Origin of the sequence: Paramaledivibacter caminithermalis DSM 15212 (assembly GCF_900142245.1) — a bacterium.
GTDB classification, from domain to species: Bacteria; Bacillota; Clostridia; order Peptostreptococcales; family Caminicellaceae; genus Paramaledivibacter; species Paramaledivibacter caminithermalis.
Genome location: NZ_FRAG01000033.1, coordinates 18,387 through 37,056, shown reverse-complemented (window position 1 = coordinate 37,056; position 18,670 = coordinate 18,387). Strand labels below are relative to the sequence as shown.

Below are 18,670 nucleotides of genomic sequence, written 5' to 3'. Positions count from 1 at the left end.
AAAAGGGTTTTAAGTAGCGGTATTAAGCCAATTTTTTCAAGAAAAGAACGAACTATTATTAACCCTGCATCTGAAGAAAGATTACCTCCACCGAAATCATATGAAAAACTTTTGTTGAAGTTAAGTGAATTTTGATGTAAACTTGTCATAGAAAGAACCTCTTTTCGTGATATAGTTTTTGTTTTAACGCTTTAACTTTAACACAAAATTAGGTTCTTTTCTTTATTTTTTTGTTATTTCACCCAATGGGTGCAAAGTCCAATTTGTTGGACTACTTGTTAATACTACGATTCAATCATTTTTGATGTTTTCTATGAATAATTCAGGTTTATTTATTTCACAAAAAAATATCCCTCCAAATTATTTCATATGAAGAGATTATATATTAGCAATAAGGTATTTATCCTTTTAAAAGATTTTCAATGGCTAATTTAATTAATTTAGGGGTTCTTTCCAGTAAATCTCTTTTAAGTACCCTTTCACTTAATTTATGTAAATCTTTTCCCCAGGGTCCGATATTGATTGCAGGAATAGATAATTCCTTCATGTGTTCAAAGGGTATGTTATATAGATTTCCCCATAAAGGCATATTGGGTCCTATATATGGAATAACTTCTTCACTGGACGTAAGTGCAACATAACTCATATCAGATATTCCCATGAAATAATTATATTTCTTATATTCTTCATTCCATGAATGCTTTGAAAAATCATTAATTGTATCATTCAAGTTTAAAACAGCTTTAGATAACCCCTTAAAATCAATGTTTGAAACATGGGGATAATATGGTGGTGAAAATGCTATTATAACCATTGGTGATAGGTCCTTAACATATTCAAGGGTTTTTTCTATAATAACAAATGTACTTTCTGGAATACTTATTTTATTATTTTGTATATCATCTTTTATTTTCTCTATAGTCCTAGTATAATCTTTAACAAATTTTTCACCTGAGTTACTCAAAGCCTCACCATAAAGCTCATTAAAGCTCTTTACTTTAATTTGCAATTTCAATTTATTACCTTGTATTTTAGTCTTCTTTTTAAAGCCTTCATAATTGGAACTTACAAAGTTTGTTACATCCTTAGTGGCTTCCTCACATATTTCTTTCAGCTGCTTTAAAATATCTTTAGGAGTTCTCTTAAGTGTAAGTATGTTAAAGTATCCCCCAGCTGCTTCCGGTATAGAAACGTCATAGAATTTCTTTCTATCTCTAGAATAAAGCCAAGAAGGCGGTGGAGATACCTCATCACCTATAACATCTGAAAAATCGGGATTTAATTCTGTCCTTTTTACTATCTCATTTAATAATATCATTGGGTTAAATCCACTAAATACATCCTTTATATGGGCTTTCTTTCCTCTAACATATATTAGAGGCATTATTTTACCCACTGAGCCTTCATATAAAGCTCCTATATTACTCTTTTCTCTTTCATGGGGTTCTGAATTTATTATTATAGTATAGTCAAGCTCATATTGATGTTTAAGCTCTACCAGTAAATTTACCCCTTCTCTCATTCCTGAAGATAAAGCTTCTTCATCCGGTACTGATAGTAGAAGTATATTTCCATTGAAATCTTTTATTTTTGAATACTGCTTTAACAAAGTCAGTTGAATTGCAGCTCCTGCCTTCATATCCGCTGTCCCTCTACCAAATATCCATTCTCCACTATCTAGATCTGATTTAACATCCTTTGAAATTCCTAGAAGATGCAATTTTTCTTTTAGTAAATCTGGGCTATAGGCATATTCCATTAAACTTCCATAATCCAATGCATCTACCACATCATGGTGGTGTAATAGTATCACAGTTCTCTTTCCATTTCCTTTTAACAACGCCCAAACAACAGACCTTCCTAAATAATCATTCTTTAACGGGTATTTCCCATACATTTGAGGATTATTATTAAAATATTCTATTTTGCTAATCCAATTATATATATATTCTTCTACATCTTTTTCTAATACTGTACCAGTATCACTTCTTATTGATACCAACTTATTAAACAAAACTTCTATTTCTTTTGAAATATTTAGCGAAAAACCTACATTCAAAATAATCACCTTCTTGGAGATTTTTGATTTGTATAAATTAATTGTTTTACTTGAATGTCTATAAATAACCAACATCAAAATCTAATATAAATTTTATTCATTTATTATCTGTGCAAAAAGTCTCTTCTTAATTTTATATTGAAGTCCTTGCCTTGTAACTCCTAAAATATCAGCGGCCTTTGAAATATTACCATGGGTAGCCTTTAACGCATCCATCACCAACTCTTCTTCTGCCTTTTTCAAATATTCATCCAAACTCAATTTGTTTTCCTTCATTCTTTGCAGTACACTATTATCACAGATTCTTTTAGATTCGTCCTTTTTACCATTTTCATTTGTTACTCTTGACTTTAAATAAAAAGGCAAATGCTGGATTCCTATTTTTTCTCCGTCCTTAATTAGATTGATAGCTCCCTCAATAACATGTCTAAGCTCCCTGACATTTCCAGGCCACTTATATCGGTAAAATAATTGCTTAACTGAATTATCTATTCCTTTTACGCTTTTACCTAGCTTTTCTTTAAAAATTTTAATGAAATAATCAGTTAAAATGTCTATATCTCCATTTCGTTCTCTTAAAGGGGGAATAACTAGGTTTACTACGCTTAATCTGTAAAATAAATCCTCTCTTAATTTACCTTCTCTAATTAGCTTTAAGGGATCATCGTTAGTTACAGCAATTATACGTACATCAACTTTAATTTCTTTATCACCTCCTATAGGCCTAAAGCTTCCTTCTTGCATAACACGCAGGAGCTTTGACTGAAGCCCTAATGACATTGAATTGATTTCATCCAGCATTAGGGTTCCTCCATCAGCCTGTTGAAAGAAGCCTAGTCTATCTACTGCCCCTGTAAAGCTACCCTTTGCTGTACCAAACAATAAGCCTTCCAATAGACTTTCTGGTAAAGCTGCACAGTTTTCAGCAATAAATGGCTTGTGACGTCTATAACTGGCATTATGGATACTTTGTGCAAACAACTCCTTACCTGTTCCAGATTCTCCTATAATAAGGACATTGGAAGATGTCTTGCTAGCTCTAAGAGCAAGCTTTTTTGCATACATAAGATTTAAAGATTTTCCTATAATATCATCAAAGGTGTACTTTTTAATCTTGCTTTTTGATACTATCCTATTCCCATTATTTGATGGTTCTTCCTTTAATTTTAGTAATTCTTCAGTCAATTCTTTTATTTTAGTTATATCACGAGCCACTTCAATGGCACCAACAATCTGACCATTTTGCTTAACTGGCCAAGTAGAATTCAAAGTAGAAATTTCTTTACCATTTTTGTTAAAATAGGTTTGAAGCTCATTTATCAATGGCTTACCTGTCTTTAGAACTTCAAGAAGTGTATTTTTGTCTTTTGAAAAAGACAATATATCAAATAAATTTTTACCTAATACCTCTTCAACCTCTAAGCCTTCTAATTTTGCCATAGTTTCATTGTATACCAAAATCTTACCATCATTATCTACTACTCTTATACCTTCTTCATTTAAGTCGTTGAGGAACTTCGTTAATAAATCAATGTCTATACACATTTTCCCACTCCTCTGATTCAGAATGGTATCTAGTTTTTTATTAATATCTACTAAATAGATTCCTTTCAGCTATTTTTTGTTAGTAATATATAATTAGCTATATGTTATATATTATTACATATTCGACATATTTTCTTTTTTTCCTCTGTTTTCTGCTATTTTTTTACATTTCTTTTACTCTATATAAAAATTCAGGGGTATGTCACCCCTTCCTCCTGAGTCAGCTTTCACTCTTAAAAATGAGTTTAGATAAAATTATTAAAGAAGTAGAATTTTTATTACACTACTCCTTTAATAGCAGCTTTTTAATTATTCAGTATAAAATATTGTATTTGGATTTAGTATATTATTGGGATCAAAAACCTGTTTTATTCCCCTCATTATATCTAACTTTTTCGGTTCGAGATGGGTAATTAAGCTGTCCATTCTAGTTTTTCCAACTCCATGCTCACCAGTAATAGTTCCACCGTATTTTCTAGCTGCTTTATACATGTCCTCCTTCATTTGTTCATAATATAAAGGAAGCTTTCCATCTACCAATAGGATATTGTTATGTAGGTTACCATCTCCAATGTGACCTACTGAAGTAATCTTAGTATTGTATTTCTCTGCTATATCCATTAAATCATTCATCAAATCTGGAGTATATGCTGGAGGAACTGTAATGTCTAGGCTATCGGCTAAATCATGCTTTGTAGCAGTATATGTATTGCTTCTTATTGCTAATATTTTCTGTTGATCCTTATTATTATCAGCCATAAGACTGTCAATGGCTCCGCAATCTCTACAAATATCTTCAATAGCCATACAGCTGTCATAGAGTGTATCTTCCTTTGATTCAGAAAGCATAAATATAAGATCTACATTTCCTTTTTCAGCAGGCCATTTTTCTCCTATATGCTTAGCTGCTTCTAAAGCTATAACCCTATCAACATATTCTATAGCTAAAGGCGTTATTCCCTCCTGTAATATCTTAGGTACTGCCGCCACTGCATCTTTAAAGTTATCAAAGGATATTACAAGAGTTGCTGAATATTTTGGTTCTGGATAAAGCTTTAATGTAACCTTTGTTACTACGCCCAGTGTACCCTCGCTGCCTATTATTAACTGTAATAAGTTATATCCTGCATTGTTCTTTGTTAATTTCCCGCCCAGATTTAAGATTTCTCCTGTAGGAAGAACCACTTCTACTCCCCTAATGTGACTTCTCATAATCCCATGCTTAACCGCTCTTGCACCACCAGCGTTTTCAATAACCATACCTGCTATATGAGCACTTTCATCTCCAGGATGTATTGGAAAATAAAGCTTGTCATGCTTCTTAAGCACTTCTATTAGCTCAGATAACGTAACACCTGCTTCAACTGTAATCATAAGATTTTCATTATCTATTTCTATAATGTCCTTAAATCTTTCCATTGATAGAATAATACTGGTTTCAGTAGGGATTGCTGCACCACATAGTCCTGTTCCTCCACCTCTAGGTACAACAACTATTTGTTCTTCATTAGCATATTTTAATATTTCACATATTTCTTCGGGAGTTCTTGGCTTTACAACTACTGAATCTTCCGCAGCATCTGGTCTAATCAACAATTCAGTTTCATCATACAAGTAACCCTTTGTTTGATCTAATTCACTTACAACCCAATCACTGCCTACAATATTTCTTAATGCTTCAAGAACCTCTTGTTTCATAGTAATCCCTCCTCAATTTATGTCATCTTAGTTTATGCTATGCTTTCTTGTCTTTTCAATTTCTCTATAAACATAGGAACTACTTCATACAAATCTCCTACTATTCCATAGTCTGCTATATTGAATATAGGTGCAGATGGATCGGTATTTATGGCAATTATTAATTCTGAATCCCTCATACCTGCCAAATGCTGAGGAGCACCAGAAATACCACAAGCTATATATAGTTTTGGCTTTACTCTGTGTCCACTGTATCCTACTTGATAATCACTTGAAATATATCCTTGATCAACTAAATCCCTACTTGCTCCAATCATACCTCCAAGAAGATCAGCCAACTCCTTAAGCAGTTTTAAATCTTCTGGAGTCTTTATTCCTCTTCCCCCTGCTACTACTACTTCTGCTTCTGTTATATCAATTCCATCTCCCTTAATTTCTTCAAGGATCTCAACTAATCTTGTTTCTGGAATAATTCCTTGTTTTTTAACTATTTCACCTTCTCTATTTATATCTCTCTTTGCTTCGAAGAACTCTTTATATCTTATAGTAGCCATTTGTGGATATGTAACCGTATGTATATGGGCTAATATATTATCACTAAATGCTGGTCTTATTTGAATGAGCTTATCACTGTCATCGATTTCTAATTCCGTACAATCTGCTGTCAATCCTGTACCTAATGCACTTGCAACACGTGGTGCAAGAGATCGTCCAAAGGTTGTTGCTCCAATCAAACATATCTCAGGCTTAATATCTTTAATAGCTTCAACTAAATTTATTTTATATAACATTTCCTCTGGCTTATTAAATACATCATCCTCAATATAGAAAACCTTATCAGCTCCACGGTAAATAAGTTCTTTAATGTCAATATCTTTAGGTCCTAATATTATTGCATATAAAGGAGCTCCTAGTTTTTCCGCCAGTTCTCTTCCCTTTCCTAAAAGTTCATAACTAACCTTATGTATAATTCCTTTATTATGCTCTGCATATACCAATACTCCCTTATGGGCTTTTTCAGTCATATCTATCCCTCCAATATCTTATTTTCTTTCAATGCTTTAAATATTTCATCAACAAATGAACTAATATTATTTCTACATACTTTCCCCTGTCTTTTTATTTCTGGAGGAACTTCTATTCTTTTAACTCGTGTAGGAGAACCCTTTAAACCAACTTCTTCTGGATTTAGATATTCCTTTAGATCATCAATTGACCATTTTTTTATCTCAGCTTTTCTTGCCATCATTTTATTTCTTAATGATGGTAATCTTGGAGTATTTATATCCTTTGTTACACTAATAAGTGCAGGAAACTTCACTCTTTTTATATATCTTCCTCCGCAAATATTAGATACCACAGTTATATAATCTTCCTCTATTTTTCGAACCTCATCTACATAGTAAACATGGGGAATATCAAGAAATTCAGCTACTTCAGCTCCAACTTGTCCTGTGTCTCCATCTACTGACTTCTCTCCACAAATGATTAGGTCATAACTGCTAAGCTTTTTCACAGCATTTGCAAGGGTTACTGCTGTTGCCTTTGTATCTGCACCACCAAAAGCTCTATCGGTTAAAAGGATTCCATCGTTTGCTCCCCTTGCTATTGACTCTTTTAAAGCTTCTTCAGCACTTGGGGGTCCCATTGTCATGGAAATCACTTGTGATTGTAATTTCTCACTTATCTGTACTGCCGCTTCTAGGGCATTCAAATCAAATGGATTTATTTCTGTTCCAGCAGATTTACGGTCAACAACACCCCTCTCACTATCGAATTTTACCTTTTCCATGTCTGGTACTTGTTTTAATAGGACAACAATATTCAATTCTTCTACCTCCTCATTAATAATGTCATTTTATCCTTGTAATAAAATTCTACCTGCCTAATATATGCGTTAGACCCATAGATACAAAGGGAAAGTATGTGGTTAAAATTAATACTACAAGCATTACTGCAATCAATGGTAATACATGTTTTGTTAGCTTTTCCATGGTTACATTACCTACTGCTGATGCAACAAACAAATTGGCTCCATATGGTGGAGTAACAAATCCTATTGCTAAATTTATTGTCATAACGACACCAAATTGAACTGGACTCATTCCCAGCTTTGTTACTATTGGTAAAAATATTGGTGCCAAAATTACACAGGCTGATATGTTATCAACAAAACATCCTACTATAAGTAGGAATATATTTATTAAAATAAGTATGATTATTTTACTATCAGAAATTCCTAACAATAGGCTTGCAAAATGTGCTGGAACCTGCTCCATGGTTAGGAAACTGGCGAATGACATTGAAAGACCTATCATAAAGGTAGTAGCTCCATTGATTAGAACAGTATCTCTTAAAGATTCTCGTATTTCTTTCCATCCTAACTCTTTATTTATGAATATTCCAACAACTAAAGCATATACTACTCCTACTACGGCTGCCTCTGTTGGTGTAAATATTCCGCCATAAATTCCTCCTAGTATAATGATTGGCACTAATAAAGATGGAATAGCTTCTTTAAAGGATTTTAATAAAGGTGGTCTCTCTATATTTCCAACATATCCACATTTTTTAGAGATGAAAAAGTTTGCAATCATTAATCCTATACCTATTAATGCTCCTGGAATAATACCTGCAATGAACAAATCACCTATAGAAGCCCCTGTAGCAACTCCATATATTACAAAGGGTATACTAGGTGGGATAATAACTCCCATAGATCCAGCCACAGCAGTAATAGCTGCCGAATATCCTTCATCATAATTTTTTTCCTTCATTGCTGGCATCATAAAAGAACCTATAGCAGATACTGTTGCAGGTCCTGAGCCAGATATAGCAGCGAAAAACATACATGCCATTGTTGTAACCATACCTAATCCACCTGTAAGAAAACCTACTATGCTATCTGTAAAATTTAGAAGTCTCTTAGATACTCCTCCATACCTCATAAGGTTACCAGCTAAAATAAAGAACGGAATTGCCATTAGTGGAAATGAATCTAAACCTGCAAAAGCATTCTGAGCCAACATCATCAATGGTATATTACTTGTTAAAATCAAGGTTATTGCTGTAGATAACCCAAGGGCTATACCTATTGGCACACTCAATGTTATAAATCCTATTAACAATATGAATAATAATAAAATTTGCATTACTTCACCTCCACCTCCTTAGCTGACATGGTTTTTATATTTATATAAGCTCTTTGCAATAATCTCAATGTCATTAATCCACATCCTACAGGTACTGACGCATAAGCATAACCCATGGGCATACGCATTGCAGGAGATAATTGATTTCTTTTAAATAGAAGACCAGTTAACTCTGCTGATTTAGTAGTTAGGAAAACACTAAAACAAATCCATAGTATAATTACTAATATTTCTACTATAATCTTTCCTTTTTCTGAAATATAACTGTTTATTATCCCTACTCTGAGGTGCTTTGATTTCTTTACTGCATAGCTTGCACCAACCCATATCTGCCATAGAAAAATATATCTTGCTAATTCCTCACTCCATGAAAGTGAATTTTTAAAAACGTAACGCATAACTACCTGTAAAAATATGATTGCTACTGTAAATATTAAGCTGTAAATAAGGAAAACTTCTTCTAGTTTTTCATCTAGTATTTTAAAAAGCTTCAACAATACCACTCCTAACTTGAGATATTGTGGTTTAAGGTACAGGCTTGAAGAATGATTCTTCAAGCCAATATACTAATATTAATAGTTAAATACTACTCGTTATATGATTTTGCCATATCTACTAACTCACTTCCGTATTTCTCAACGAATTCATCATATGCAGGCTGAGCTGCCTTAATAAATGCATCTTTTTCCTCTGAAGTAAGTTCATTTATTTCCATTCCATTTTCCTTTAGCTCTGTAATGAATTCTTTTTCCTGCTTAGCAGTTAGTTCTCTTTGTCTATTTATTGTATTCTTAATTGCTTCATCAACTACTTTTCTTAAATCATCGGATAAACCCTCATAGAAGTCTTTATTTATAAGGTAAGGGCAATTAGCATAAACATGTCCACTTAATGTAAGATATTTTTGAACTTCATAGAACTTTGATGTATAAATTATAGCAACTGGATTTTCCTGAGCATCTACAGTTTTTTGTTGTAATGCTGTAAACAGTTCACCAAATGCCATAGGAGTAGGATTTGCTCCAAATGCTCTAAATGTGGTCATATGAATTGGGTTTTCCATAGTTCTTATCTTTATCCCTTTAAGATCTTCTGGTGTATGGATAGGTCTAACATTATTCGTTATATTTCTAAAACCATTTTCTCCAAAACCTAAGTTAACTATATTTTGAGATTTTAATCCTTCGCCTATTTTCTTACCAAAATCACTATCTAAAGCTTTAAATGCAGCTTCTCTACTCTTAAATAAGAAAGGTAAGTCAAATACCATGAAATTTTCGTCAAAGCCTGCTAATACTGAACCTGCAGGAATACACATTTCTAAAGTACCTAAACCTACTGCTTCGATTTCTTGTCTATCACCGCCAAGTTGTGCATTTGGATATAATTCAACCTTGATTTTGCCCTTTGAGTTTTTCTCTACTTCCTTTTTAAATACCTCAGCTAATGAAATATGCGTTGCATGTGTTTCTGGTAAAACATGACCAACTCTTATGGTCAATTCCTCATTTGATGTTGTTTCATTGTTACTTTCAGCAGCTTTGTTTCCCCCACATCCGCCTAATACTAAAGCTAGCATTAAAACAGCTGATAATAGTACTACAATGTGCTTTCTCAATTTTATTCCTCCTTCAAATATTAATTTTGACTTGCCATATAGATTTCCAATAGTAAAACTTAATTTATGCATATCAAAATATTCAGAGCTTCTAAGGATTTTTGATGTGTATGAATTAACTGTTTTACTGGAATATCTATAGAGTAAAATGACAAAATCATTATATTAACAGTCAGCAGCTGTGCTTACTGTTAATTTCTCTATAGCTCCTTTGATTCTATCCATAGCTTCTTTAACTTCTTCATATGAGCAGGCATAGGCTATTCTTACAAAACCTTTACCATATTCGCCGAAGGAATCACCTGGAACTATTGCTACTCCAGCTTCTTCTAATATATAATTGCAGAACTCAGATGCATCCATACCAAAATTCTTTATGGAGAAAAATACGTAAAATGCTCCCTTCGGCTTTACATACTCAATCCCATCTATTTGGTCTAAATAGCTTACTATTAAATTTCTTCTTCTTTTAAATTCCTTTACCATCTTATTAATGGACTCTCTACCATATTTATAAGCATCCACTGCGCCCTTTTGAGCAAATGATGTAGCACATGTAGACATGTTTTGATGAATTTTATTTAGATACTTTATTACTTCAGCAGGTGCTATAACATAGCCTATCCTCCATCCAGTCATTGAAAAAGTTTTAGAAGCAGAGTTAACCACTATTGTACGCTCCTTCATTCCTGGCAACGTTGAAATACTTATATGTTTACTTTCAAATATAAACTCATCGTAACATTCATCAGATATAACCCATAAGTCATATTCCTTGGCAAGCTCTGCAATTTCTTCTAGATCTTCCTTTTCCAGTATTGAACCTGTAGGATTATGTGGTGTATTTATAAGCAGCATCTTAGTTTTAGACGTAATTCTCTCTTTGATATCTTCAACCTTTAATCTGAAATCGTTTTCCAATTTTAGTGGAACAGGTACTGTATTTACTCCTGAAAGGATAGTCTGATCTAAATAAGCTGGAAAATAGGGGCTTGGAATTAAAATCTCATCTCCTTCATTTAATAATCCCATCATTATGGAAAATAAAGCTTCGCATGCGCCAGCCGTTATCATAATCTCACTGTCAGGATCTGCTTCTATTCCTATATCTCTCTTTGCCCTCTGGGCTACCGCTTCTCTAAGCTCATCTATTCCCGCCATGGCAGTATAATGAACAAAACCATCCTCTAATGCTTTAATTGCAGCCTTCTTTGCTATAGCTGGGGTATCGAAGTCTGGTCTACCTATCTCCATATGTATTATTTTTTTCCCTTCCTTTTCGAGCTTCAATGCCTTCTGAAAAATCTCATAGACCCCTCCAGACATAGGAATATTTTTCATTCTATGGTTTGGTAATTTCATCTTCACATCTCCTTTTATATGTATTGTCAAAAACACTAATTTTTTAAATTCTTAAATGTTAAATGTGAAATTTTAATCCCTCCTAAGGTCCCATATTTAAGATTTATATCATTGCATAACACAATTGCATAAATCTAGCCAAAATTCACTTTTTATTGAATTTTCTAATATTTTTTGAAAGATTCTAGTATTTTACAGGTTTTGAAGATGGAATTTTTTGATATTATTTTCTTAAAAATGTAATGTTGACTTCAAAAAAAGAAAAAAGAGCAAGAATTCTTGCGGCAAAACCGCAAATTTCCTTGCTCTTTTAATAACATATTTTTACATACTATTATGCTTTTACAGCTTCTGCTCCTCTTTTAAGAGCTTCTTCATTCAATGGTATCAAATGTTCTTTAGAAGGCCCAAATACCTTTCTTAAAGCTTCTACAACAGTCTCAACCTTTACTATCTTAGTCAGTTCTAAATATGCACCTAACATAACCATATTAGCAACCTTACCATTACCTATCTCAACCGCTATTTCATTGGCTGGTATCTGATAGGACTTCACATCATCTCTTTCAGGTTTTCTATCTATAAGTGAGCTATTTATTAATATTATTCCATCACTTTCTAATTCTTTTTCAAATTTTATAAGTGATGGTAAATTCATTACTATAGCTGCTGTTGCATTGTTGGCTATTATTGGAGACCCTATGGGAGTATCTGATATAGTTACATTACAATTTGCTGTACCTCCACGCATTTCAGGTCCGTAAGATGGTAACCATGACACATGCTTTCCTTCTATCATTCCCGCATATGAAAGAAGCTGCCCTATTGACATAACTCCTTGACCACCAAAGCCTGCACAAATTACTCTTTCTGTTGTCATCTTACTTCACCTCCTCTGGAGTACGAAAATTTCCAAGTGGATAATATGGCAGCATATTCTCCTCTAACCATTTAAGGGCTTCTACTGGAGTTAATCCCCAGTTTGTTGGACATGTAGATAATACCTCTATTATTGAAAAACCTTTACCAGCTAATTGACATTCAAAGGCCTTCTTAATAGCTTTTTTAGCTTTTCTTATATTTGCAGGATTGTGAACTGATACCCTTTCTACATAGGATGCACCTGGTATAGTTGCAAGCATCTCAGATACCTTAAGAGGCATACCACAATGCTTTGGATCTCTACCATATGGTGAAGTTGTCGCTTTTTGTCCTGGTAGGGTTGTTGGTGCCATCTGTCCACCAGTCATACCGTATATTGCATTGTTAACAAATATTGTTGTTATATTTTCACTCCTATGAGCTGCATGTACAATTTCAGCTGTACCTATTGATGCAAGGTCTCCATCTCCTTGATAAGTAAATACAACATTATTTGGATGTACTCTCTTTATTCCAGTTGCAACTGCTGGAGCACGTCCATGGGCAGCTTCGTGCATATCGCAATTAAAATAATCATATGCTAAAACTGAACATCCAACAGGTGCAACTCCTATTGCATCTCCTAATACTCCCAATTCTTCTAAAACTTCCCCTACCAATCTGTGGATTATCCCATGGGTACATCCTGGGCAGTAATGGAAGGGAATCTCTGCTAGTCCTTCTGTCCTTTTAAATACAATTGCCATTACTTAACACCCCCTAACACTTCTTTAGCCTTATCTACAATTTCTTGTGGCGTAGGAATCATTCCACCAACTCTACCATAAAATCCTACTGGTAATCTACCATTATTAGCTATTTTAACGTCATCTATCATTTGTCCACAACTCATTTCAACAGTTAAGATAGCTTTTGCCGTCTCAGGAATTTCATCAAAGGCTTTATGTGGGAATGGCCATAATGTTATAGGTCTAATTAAACCTGCATTTATACCCTCAGCCTTTAGTAGTTCAATAACGTTTTTAACTATTCTTGAAGTAGTACCATAAGCACAGAATACTAATTCTGGATTTTCCATATTATACATTTCATACTTAACTTCATTTTTCTCAATTTCTCTATATTTTTCTTGAATTTTTAAGTTTAATTTTTCTAATTCAGCTGGGTCAAGTCTAAGGGAGTTTATAATATTTGGCTTTCTCTTACCCTTAGTCCCAGTTGTAGCCCAATCCTTTGGTGGAAGCTCTCTTTTCTTAAGCTCTTTGAATTCGATTGGCTCCATCATTTGTCCAATCATACCGTCTCCAACAACCATTACTGGATTTCTATAATAATCAGCAACTTCAAAGGCTTCCATTGTAAGGTCAACAGCCTCTTGAAGATTTGCTGGAGCATAAACAACTAACTTATAATCTCCATTTCCGCCACCTCTAGTTGATTGATAATAATCAGATTGAGCTGGCTGAATTCCTCCAAGTCCAGGACCTCCTCTTACTATATTTACAATAACGCAAGGAAGCTCTGCACCTGCTATATATGAAATACCTTCTTGCTTCAATGCAATTCCTGGTGAAGATGATGAAGTCATAACTCTTGCACCGCTACCTGCTGCTCCATATACCATATTTATAGCCGCAACTTCACTTTCAGCTTGCACAAAGGTTCCACCATGTTTACCAAACTCTCTTGCCATATACTCAGGAAGCTCATTTTGTGGTGTTATTGGATATCCAAAGAAAAACTTACAACCAGCCTTTATAGCTGCTGCACCAATGGCTTCGTTACCTTTCATCAATATCTTAGCCATATTTATATCTCCCTCCTCTAACTTTGGTTAGCTTACTTTTCAATTTCTCTTTCTACTGTTATTACAACATCTGGACAGATAGTAGCACAATTCCCACAACCTATACACTTATCCATTTCCTTAACTGTTGCAGGATGGTACCCTTTGATGTTGATTCTTTCCCTATCCATCTCAATTATGTTAACTGGACATACTGTTGTACAAAGCTCACAGCCTTTACATAAATCTTCATTAAAAGAAACCTTTCCCTTCGCTTTCGCCATTGTTACAACCCTCCTCGTTAAAAGTACTATTTATTAAAATCTTGCATATTCAGTTTCAGAAAATTTACATCCAATCTTCCCTCATATACATTTTGATGGGGAATATATATCCTTCAATATCCTCGGGAAGCAGTCGGGCAACCTTTTCCAGAGCACTAACATATTTGATTGGTATTTGTAAATTCTCTGAAACCTTTTTAGCAAGCTCTTGCCCCATTAAAACATCATCTATACTGGTATCTCTAAGCAAATGGGTATTATTAATTATTCCAGTGACCTTAGTTCTAGATGCTGCTTCTATACTCCTAATATGCTCCATGGCATCTTCCACTGTCCTAGTTCCAGGTCTATTTGCATTTAAAACACAAAACATGTCATAATTACCCTCTTTAAAGTAACTATAGTATCTTGCTAATGCCCTTGCTCCTACAGAATCTCCTCCAACATCTAAAACCACATCATAGGATTCATCCTGTATTGGGGCAAGAACACTTGCAGAAATGGCTGGTAAATCAGCGCCAGACTTCATCCCAAGGGAGCTTCCTATAACTCTGATACCCTTTGCTTCAAGAATATCTTGCTTCTCCCTAGAACGAAAATACGGATTTACTACATCTAAATCTGCCAAAGCTACCTTCTTGCCTTCATCCACAAGCTTCATAGCATAATTTACTGCAAATTCAGTTTTACCACTACCATAGTGACCTATAATGATTCTAATTCTGTTATCATTTAGCATGTAATCACCTACAATATGTTGAATGTTGTATGAGATATGTTGTATGTCAGTTTAGGTCATTCTTTTAAGTCTTTTAATCTAAAAAACAACTCAAAAAAACATGCAACATTCTAACATTCAACAGTTCTATTTATACTCCTGAGGCTCTTCTTCTCCCCTTAATACCCTTAATCCACCTTCTGCCAAGGCTATCATTTCGTCTTCTCCTGGATATACTATTACTTCTGATATGAATTCTACCTTCTCTTTTATCCAGTCTACAAACATTTTGTCATATGCTATACCACCTGTTATAACTATGGCATCGACATTTCCCTTTAGTACTGCTGCACAGCTTCCTATTTCCTTAGCAACTTGATATGCCATTGCTTTGTAAATAAGTTCTGCTTTCTTATCTCCATTTTCAATCATTTTAACAACTTCTCTACCATCATTGGTTCCAAGATAAGCTACTAATCCACCCTTACCCTTTATCATCTTCTTAATTTCAGCATGGGTATATTTACCTGAGAAGCACAGCTTAGCTAAATCACCTACTGGAAGTCCCCCTGATCTTTCTGGTGAGAATGGTCCTTCTCCATCCAAAGCATTATTAACATCTATAACATTACCTTTGCTATGGGCACCTACTGAGATTCCTCCACCTAGATGTGCAACTATAAAATTCATATCTTCATAGTTTTTACCCTTTTCTTTAGCTGCACGTCTTGCAACAGCTTTTTGGTTTAATGCATGAAATATACTTTTTCTATCTATTTCAGGCATGCCTGATATCCTCGCTACATCTTGCAATTCGTCTACCACAACTGGATCCACTATAAATGCAGGTATATTTAGATTCAATGCAATCTCATGGGCCAATATCCCACCTAGGTTAGAAGCATGTTCTCCTAAAACTCCTACTTTCAAGTCTTCAAGCATTTTTTCATTTACACTATATGTTCCACCCTTTATAGGTTTTAAAAGTCCTCCTCTGCCTACTACTGCATTTAGCTTTGTTAGATTTATTTCTTTTTCATTTAATGCATCTAATATTACATTTTTTCTGAATTCATATTGATCATATATCTTTTCATATTTATTTATTTCCTCAGTAGGGTGTCTTAATGTAGTGTCTAGAACAGGTTTTTCATTATCATATATTGCTATTTTAGTAGAAGTCGATCCTGGATTTATAACTAATACTCTATAAACATTACTCATTTTTATACCACCTTTCGTTAAATTGTTGTGGGTTATAGGTTGTAGGTTGTAGGTTAATTCAGGTCATTCTTTTAGGTCTTTTTTCTCCTATTTGATTACCCTATAACATTCAACCTCCAACATTTTAACATTCAACACTTGCTATTGCTTTGCCGCCATCAGTACTCCCAACGCTATTGAATTGAGTTTTGTTTCTTCACTATCAGCTCTAGATGTAAGAACTATTGGAGCCTTGGCTCCTACAATAATCCCAGCATTCTTTGAGTCTGAGAAAAATACCATTGATTTATATAATACATTTCCAGCCTCTATAGTTGGTACCATTAATATATCTGCCATTCCTGCAACTGGATGATCTATACCCTTATGCTTTGCAGCCTCAATTGATACTGCATTATCTAACGCAAATGGTCCACCAACCACACATCCTGTTATTTCACCATTTTTATTCATTTTTTCTAATTCACTAGCATCAACAGTTGCTGGCATTTTAGGATTTACCTTTTCTTTAGCACAAATAACAGCAACCTTAGGCTCATCTATATCTAGTGAATGGGCTACCTTAGCAGCATTTTCAATTATTTGCTTCTTAGTATTTAAATCTGGTGCTATATTCATAGCTGCATCGGTTACAAAGAACAGTCTATCATATCCTAATATATCAAATACAGCTACATGACTTAACACATTTCCTGTTCTAAGCCCTACTTCTGCATTTAGTACAGCCTTTAATATTATTGATGTATCTACTAAACCTTTCATAACAATATGAGCTTTTCCACTTGACACTAGCTCCACTGCCTTTAAGGATGCCTCACTTAAATCTTTAATATCAATTATTTCATATTTTCTTAAATCTATGGATTTTTCATCTGCTATTGCTTCCATTTTTCTTTTGTCTCCAACCAGTATGGCGTTGGCTATGCCCATTTTGTTAGCTTTATCAATTGCTATTAATACTTCGGCATCCTGTGCACATGCTACTGATATAGTTTTGGGTCCTCTTTCCTTAGCATACTTTATAACATCATTGAAATTTCTAATCATTATTTCACCTCGTTTTCGTAGATTTTTGCTTCCTCCTCACCAGATAATACTCTAAGAACACCTTCATTTAAAGCCCTCATTTCATCCTCACCTGGTTGAAGAATTACTGGAGCAATGAATTCTACCATATCCTGAATATAGTCAGTCAACATCTTTGAATGAGCTATACCACCAGTAAGTACTATGGCATCTACTTCTCCATTTAATACTACTGCCATTGCACCAATTTCTTTAGCTATTTGATATCCCATAGCTTCGTATATCAACTTAGCTCTTTCATCACCATTTTCAATCATTTTAACAACTTCTCTGGCATCGTTTGTTCCTAGATATGCTACTAGTCCACCTTTGCCACGCATTTTCTTTTTCATTTCTGGGTATGTATACTTTCCAGAGAAACACATTTTCGCTACGTCTCCAACGGGAAGTCCCCCTGTTCTCTCAGGCGAAAAGGGTCCCATTTCATTCGCATTGTTTGCATCTATCATTTTACCTTTTCTAAGAGGTACTACTGAAATACCTCCACCTAGATGAGCTATCACTAAATTTAAATCATCAACTTTTTTGTTCTTTTGCTTAGCAATATTATGGGCAACAGCCTTTATATTTAAAGCATGAAGCAATGAACGTCTTTTTATCTCAGCCATACCTGATATTCTGGCAACATCATCAAACTCATCAACAGCTACAGGGTCAACTATATATGAATTTATGCCTTCAATATCTGCAATGCTTTTTGCTATGATACCGCCAAGATTAGACGCATGCTCTCCTTGAACTCCAATTCTCAAATCATCTATCATTACATCTGTAACAATATAAGTACCGCTAGGCATAGGCTTTAACAATCCACCTCTACCAACTACAGCTTTAAGCTGAGATGTTTCATAACCTTCACCTTTTAACCAGTCAAGAATAATATTTTTTCTATACTCAAATTGATCAGTTATTTTTTCGTATTTATCCAACTCTTCTGAAGCATGACTCAAATTTTTTTGTAAAACGTTTTCCCTATCTTGGAAAATTGCAACTTTTGTTGATGTGGAACCAGGATTAATAACCAAAACATATTCTCTATTCATTTTTTACAGGCACCTCCTATTTTATTATAAATTAGCAAGTCACATGCCAAAATGCCAGTATAATATTTTCATCTTTCAACTATTGTATTTTTCCCATTTTTTATAATGAGTATTACTAATATTTTAATTATTTTCTTGTATATGCAAAATATTGCACGCAAAAAATTGCACATATCATTATAAACGTGCAACTCTTTGCATGATTTGTTATTA

17 protein-coding genes are annotated in these 18,670 nt (G+C 34.1%); all 17 read right to left on the bottom strand.

Features of this window, described 5'->3' with window-relative positions:
- Positions 1-400: 400 nt before the first annotated feature.
- The 17 genes from BUB36_RS12370 to buk (BUB36_RS12290) all read right to left on the bottom strand — a co-directional run bounded on the left by BUB36_RS12370 (position 401) and on the right by buk (BUB36_RS12290) (position 18,457).
- Positions 401-2,059, bottom strand: coding sequence for a M20/M25/M40 family metallo-hydrolase (locus BUB36_RS12370; protein ID WP_073150652.1), 1,659 nt, complete (start codon positions 2,057-2,059; stop codon positions 401-403).
- Positions 2,060-2,152: 93 nt separating this feature from the next.
- Positions 2,153-3,604 carry a sigma-54 interaction domain-containing protein gene (locus BUB36_RS12365; RefSeq protein WP_084112016.1) on the bottom strand — a complete coding sequence of 484 codons (1,452 nt, stop codon included), beginning with the start codon at positions 3,602-3,604 and terminating at the stop codon, positions 2,153-2,155.
- Positions 3,605-3,913: 309 nt separating this feature from the next.
- Complete coding sequence (locus BUB36_RS12360; RefSeq protein WP_073150647.1) at positions 3,914-5,302, bottom strand: FAD-binding oxidoreductase; 1,389 nt, start codon at positions 5,300-5,302, stop codon at positions 3,914-3,916.
- Positions 5,303-5,334: 32 nt separating this feature from the next.
- The gene (locus BUB36_RS12355; RefSeq protein ID WP_073150644.1) at positions 5,335-6,327 is read right to left on the bottom strand and encodes an electron transfer flavoprotein subunit alpha/FixB family protein; all 993 of its coding nucleotides are present in this window, start codon (positions 6,325-6,327) and stop codon (positions 5,335-5,337) included.
- Positions 6,328-6,329: 2 nt separating this feature from the next.
- Positions 6,330-7,130 carry an electron transfer flavoprotein subunit beta/FixA family protein gene (locus BUB36_RS12350; protein ID WP_073150641.1) on the bottom strand — a complete coding sequence of 267 codons (801 nt, stop codon included), beginning with the start codon at positions 7,128-7,130 and terminating at the stop codon, positions 6,330-6,332.
- 49 nt (positions 7,131-7,179) lie between these two features.
- Complete coding sequence (locus BUB36_RS12345; RefSeq protein WP_073150638.1) at positions 7,180-8,454, bottom strand: TRAP transporter large permease; 1,275 nt, start codon at positions 8,452-8,454, stop codon at positions 7,180-7,182.
- Positions 8,454-8,957, bottom strand: a complete 504-nt coding sequence (locus BUB36_RS12340) for a TRAP transporter small permease (RefSeq protein ID WP_106406512.1) — start codon at positions 8,955-8,957, stop codon at positions 8,454-8,456. Before BUB36_RS12340 ends, BUB36_RS12345 begins: the two co-directional genes overlap by 1 nt.
- An 83-nt stretch (positions 8,958-9,040) precedes the next feature.
- Positions 9,041-10,072 carry a TRAP transporter substrate-binding protein gene (locus BUB36_RS12335; protein WP_242655811.1) on the bottom strand — a complete coding sequence of 344 codons (1,032 nt, stop codon included), beginning with the start codon at positions 10,070-10,072 and terminating at the stop codon, positions 9,041-9,043.
- Between the two features lie 165 nt (positions 10,073-10,237).
- Complete coding sequence (locus tag BUB36_RS12330; protein WP_084112014.1) at positions 10,238-11,434, bottom strand: pyridoxal phosphate-dependent aminotransferase; 1,197 nt, start codon at positions 11,432-11,434, stop codon at positions 10,238-10,240.
- A gap of 334 nt (positions 11,435-11,768) precedes the next feature.
- The gene (locus tag BUB36_RS12325; protein ID WP_073150629.1) at positions 11,769-12,314 is read right to left on the bottom strand and encodes a 2-oxoacid:acceptor oxidoreductase family protein; all 546 of its coding nucleotides are present in this window, start codon (positions 12,312-12,314) and stop codon (positions 11,769-11,771) included.
- Position 12,315: 1 nt separating this feature from the next.
- A complete protein-coding gene (locus BUB36_RS12320; RefSeq protein WP_073150627.1) occupies positions 12,316-13,062 on the bottom strand; it encodes a thiamine pyrophosphate-dependent enzyme in 747 nt (248 codons plus the stop codon).
- Complete coding sequence (locus tag BUB36_RS12315; protein WP_073150624.1) at positions 13,062-14,123, bottom strand: 3-methyl-2-oxobutanoate dehydrogenase subunit VorB; 1,062 nt, start codon at positions 14,121-14,123, stop codon at positions 13,062-13,064. Before BUB36_RS12315 ends, BUB36_RS12320 begins: the two co-directional genes overlap by 1 nt.
- Positions 14,124-14,155: 32 nt before the next feature.
- Positions 14,156-14,386 carry a 4Fe-4S dicluster domain-containing protein gene (locus BUB36_RS12310; protein ID WP_073150621.1) on the bottom strand — a complete coding sequence of 77 codons (231 nt, stop codon included), beginning with the start codon at positions 14,384-14,386 and terminating at the stop codon, positions 14,156-14,158.
- A gap of 64 nt (positions 14,387-14,450) precedes the next feature.
- Positions 14,451-15,125 carry a nucleotide-binding protein gene (locus BUB36_RS12305; protein ID WP_073150619.1) on the bottom strand — a complete coding sequence of 225 codons (675 nt, stop codon included), beginning with the start codon at positions 15,123-15,125 and terminating at the stop codon, positions 14,451-14,453.
- Positions 15,126-15,251: 126 nt separating this feature from the next.
- A complete protein-coding gene (gene buk, locus BUB36_RS12300) occupies positions 15,252-16,328 on the bottom strand; it encodes a butyrate kinase (protein WP_073150616.1) in 1,077 nt (358 codons plus the stop codon).
- A gap of 141 nt (positions 16,329-16,469) precedes the next feature.
- The gene (gene ptb, locus BUB36_RS12295; RefSeq protein WP_073150614.1) at positions 16,470-17,375 is read right to left on the bottom strand and encodes a phosphate butyryltransferase; all 906 of its coding nucleotides are present in this window, start codon (positions 17,373-17,375) and stop codon (positions 16,470-16,472) included.
- Positions 17,375-18,457, bottom strand: coding sequence for a butyrate kinase (gene buk, locus BUB36_RS12290; RefSeq protein ID WP_073150611.1), 1,083 nt, complete (start codon positions 18,455-18,457; stop codon positions 17,375-17,377). Before buk (BUB36_RS12290) ends, ptb begins: the two co-directional genes overlap by 1 nt.
- Positions 18,458-18,670: the final 213 nt, after the last annotated feature.

What these genes read in the sequence shown, in the direction of transcription:
- BUB36_RS12365 (WP_084112016.1), bottom strand. Translation starts at nt 3,604, where the DNA reads ATGTGTATAGACATTGATTTATTAACGAAGTTCCTCAACGACTTAAAT.
- BUB36_RS12360 (WP_073150647.1), bottom strand. Translation starts at nt 5,302, where the DNA reads ATGAAACAAGAGGTTCTTGAAGCATTAAGAAATATTGTAGGCAGTGAT.
- BUB36_RS12355 (WP_073150644.1), bottom strand. Translation starts at nt 6,327, where the DNA reads ATGACTGAAAAAGCCCATAAGGGAGTATTGGTATATGCAGAGCATAAT.
- BUB36_RS12345 (WP_073150638.1), bottom strand. Translation starts at nt 8,454, where the DNA reads ATGCAAATTTTATTATTATTCATATTGTTAATAGGATTTATAACATTG.
- BUB36_RS12330 (WP_084112014.1), bottom strand. Translation starts at nt 11,434, where the DNA reads ATGAAATTACCAAACCATAGAATGAAAAATATTCCTATGTCTGGAGGG.
- BUB36_RS12325 (WP_073150629.1), bottom strand. Translation starts at nt 12,314, where the DNA reads ATGACAACAGAAAGAGTAATTTGTGCAGGCTTTGGTGGTCAAGGAGTT.
- BUB36_RS12320 (WP_073150627.1), bottom strand. Translation starts at nt 13,062, where the DNA reads ATGGCAATTGTATTTAAAAGGACAGAAGGACTAGCAGAGATTCCCTTC.
- BUB36_RS12315 (WP_073150624.1), bottom strand. Translation starts at nt 14,123, where the DNA reads ATGGCTAAGATATTGATGAAAGGTAACGAAGCCATTGGTGCAGCAGCT.
- BUB36_RS12310 (WP_073150621.1), bottom strand. Translation starts at nt 14,386, where the DNA reads ATGGCGAAAGCGAAGGGAAAGGTTTCTTTTAATGAAGATTTATGTAAA.
- BUB36_RS12305 (WP_073150619.1), bottom strand. Translation starts at nt 15,125, where the DNA reads ATGCTAAATGATAACAGAATTAGAATCATTATAGGTCACTATGGTAGT.
- buk (WP_073150616.1), bottom strand. Translation starts at nt 16,328, where the DNA reads ATGAGTAATGTTTATAGAGTATTAGTTATAAATCCAGGATCGACTTCT.
- ptb (WP_073150614.1), bottom strand. Translation starts at nt 17,375, where the DNA reads ATGATTAGAAATTTCAATGATGTTATAAAGTATGCTAAGGAAAGAGGA.
- buk (WP_073150611.1), bottom strand. Translation starts at nt 18,457, where the DNA reads ATGAATAGAGAATATGTTTTGGTTATTAATCCTGGTTCCACATCAACA.